The organism is Pseudomonas agronomica (genome assembly GCF_025917275.1).
GTDB classification, from domain to species: domain Bacteria; phylum Pseudomonadota; class Gammaproteobacteria; order Pseudomonadales; family Pseudomonadaceae; genus Aquipseudomonas; species Aquipseudomonas agronomica.
Genome location: NZ_JAOSHO010000610.1, coordinates 1 through 2,646, shown reverse-complemented (window position 1 = coordinate 2,646; position 2,646 = coordinate 1). Strand labels below are relative to the sequence as shown.

Here is a 2,646-nt window from a genome sequence, read left to right as displayed (position 1 = left end):
CTCGTTTCACTCGTCAGCTCCTACCAGCTCCTACCAGCTCCTACCCGTTCTACCAGCTCTTACCAGCTCCTACCCACAGAGACCGGCAGCGGTCAGAAATTCTCTCGCGGATCAAACGCGGCTTTCTTCGCCAACTCTGCCCACAGCGCCTTGACCGCTTCGTCGCCGGCCTTGGGCATCACAGCCTTGAGCTGCACGAACAAATAGCCACGCTCGCCGGCCTTGTTGCGCAGGCCGTGGCCCTTGGCGCGCATGCGCTGGCCGTTCTGGCTGCCGGCCGGGACCTTGAGGTTGATCTTGCCGGTGAGGGTCGGCACTGCCACTTCGGTGCCCAGGGCCAATTCCCACGGAGCCAGGGGCAAGGTGATGATCAGGTCCTGGCCTTCGACGTCGAACTTGGGGTGTGGGGCGAACCGGATGGTCAGGTACAAGTCGCCATTGGCACCGCCGCCGATGCCGGGCGCACCCTGGCCCTTGAGTCGAATGCGCTCGCCGTCGGTCACGCCCAACGGGATCTTCACGTTCAGGCTCTTGCTGGTGTTGCTCACGTGCTGGCCGGCCGCGTTGTATTGCGGCACCTGGAAGCTGACCTTTTTCGATTCGTTCGACAGGGTTTCTTCCAGGAAGATCGGTAATTCCATTTCCACGTCTTGCCCCCGACGGCCGGCGCTGCGACCCGATTGCCCGCCGCCGAAACCCGGCCCGCGGTTGCCAAAGATCGAACTGAAGAAGTCGGAGAAATCCCCGGTGTCCTGGCCGCCAAAACCGCCACGGCTCTGCCAACCCGGTGGGCCCTGGAACGGCTGGCCGTGCTGGCCATACCGGCGCAAGTCGTCGTATTCGGCGCGTTTATCGGCGCTTTTCAACGCTTCATAGGCTTCGGAGACGTCCTTGAACTTGGTCTCGGCGTCTTTTTCCTTGCTCACATCCGGGTGGTACTTGCGCGCCAACTTTCGATAGGCGGCCTTGATCGTGGCATCGTCAGCCGTCGGCTCGACACCCAGGATCTTGTAATAGTCTTTGAAGTCCATCTTAAGCATCACCATCCGTTATCGATGTCGCACCGCCACGCACAGCCTGCCCGGATGACCGGACAGCGGGTTGACCGGCCTCAAGATTGGGACCGGACGGTGCATCAGAAGTTTATCGGCAGCGGGTGGCGGTTCTTGTGCCCGCCCGATGGCTGCCAGGCTCATGCCAGCAAGTTTGGGGGTGTGACGTCGTCTTTCAAGGCCAGTGTTTGCGAATTAGCGGATAACCGGCCTTCGAATCCGCGCCGCACTGGCATACACTGCGCGGCCGTTTTTTCGACCGGAACCTGAAAGACATGAAAAACGTATCCCCGGCCCGTGCCTGCGGCATCGACTTTGGCACGTCCAACTCCACCGTCGGCTGGCTGCGCCCCGGCATGGAAACGTTGATCGCGCTGGAGGACGACAAGATCACCCTGCCCTCGGTGGTTTTTTTCAATCAGGAAGAGCGCCGCCCGGTGTACGGCCGCCTGGCCCTGCACGAATACCTGGAAGGCTACGAAGGCCGGCTGATGCGCTCGCTCAAGAGTCTGCTGGGCTCCAAGCTGATCAAGCACGACACCAGCGTCCTTGGCACGGCCATGCCGTTCAAGGACTTGCTGGGATTGTTCATCGGCCAGTTGAAGAAGCGTGCCGAAGCCGCCGCCGGTCGGGAATTCGAGGAAGTGGTGCTGGGCCGCCCGGTGTTTTTCGTCGATGACGATGAGCTGGCGGACCAGGAAGCGGAAAACACCTTGGTCGACGTGGCCCGCGCCATCGGTTTCAAGGAAGTCTCCTTCCAGTACGAGCCCATCGCGGCCGCCTTCGATTATGAATCGACCATCGAGAAAGAAGAGCTGGTGCTGATCGTCGACATCGGCGGCGGTACCTCGGACTTTTCCCTGGTGCGCCTGTCGCCCGAACGGCGCATGCACGACAACCGCCACGCTGACATCCTGGCCACGGGCGGCGTGCACATCGGCGGGACCGACTTCGACAAGCAACTCAGCCTGCAAGGCCTGATGCCGCTGTTCGGCTACGGCAGCCGCATGAAAAGTGGCGCCTACATGCCGACCAGCCACCACATGAACCTGGCGACCTGGCACACCATCAACGCGGTGTATTCGCAGAAATCCACCCTCGCCCTGGGCAGCATGCGCTACGACATCGAAGACACCGGCGGCATCGACCGGCTGTTCAAGCTGATCGAACAGCGCGCCGGGCATTGGCTGGCGATGGAAGTGGAAGAAACCAAGATCCAGCTGACCCACGCCGACCAGCGCCATGTGGCCCTGGACCGGATCGAACCGGGCCTGAGCGTCGATCTGAGCCGGGCCTTGTTCGAGTCGGCCATCGACGGCTTGCTTGAGCGGGTACGCGGCAGCGTCACGCAGTTGCTCAACGATGCCAACGTGCGGGTTGATCAGGTCGATACGGTGTTCTTCACCGGCGGCTCCAGCGGCATCCCGGCGCTGCGCAACAGCGTCTCGGCGATGCTGCCCCAGGCGCGGCATGTGGAAGGCAATATCTTCGGCAGTATCGGCAGCGGGTTGGCGATCGAGGCAATGAAGCGGTATGGGAGACAAGTCTGAGCCCGGACCGAGGCGCCTGAATCGCGAGCAAGCTCGCTCCCACA

At 62.2% G+C, this 2,646-nt stretch carries 2 protein-coding genes; one reads left to right on the top strand and one right to left on the bottom strand.

All coding sequences use genetic code 11. From position 1 onward, the window contains the following. Positions 1-92 precede the first annotated feature (92 nt). Entirely contained in the window at positions 93-1,031 is a 939-nt protein-coding gene (locus OC610_RS25200) for a DnaJ C-terminal domain-containing protein (RefSeq protein ID WP_264431736.1), read from the bottom strand. A gap of 296 nt (positions 1,032-1,327) precedes the next feature. On the opposite strand from OC610_RS25200, the gene OC610_RS25195 reads away from it, so the two are divergent. After that, positions 1,328-2,602 (top strand): Hsp70 family protein, encoded by a 1,275-nt coding sequence (locus tag OC610_RS25195; RefSeq protein WP_264431735.1) that lies wholly within the window; start codon positions 1,328-1,330, stop codon positions 2,600-2,602. Positions 2,603-2,646 lie beyond the last annotated feature (44 nt).

What these genes read in the sequence shown, in the direction of transcription:
- OC610_RS25200 (WP_264431736.1), bottom strand. Translation starts at nt 1,031, where the DNA reads ATGGACTTCAAAGACTATTACAAGATCCTGGGTGTCGAGCCGACGGCT.
- OC610_RS25195 (WP_264431735.1), top strand. Translation starts at nt 1,328, where the DNA reads ATGAAAAACGTATCCCCGGCCCGTGCCTGCGGCATCGACTTTGGCACG.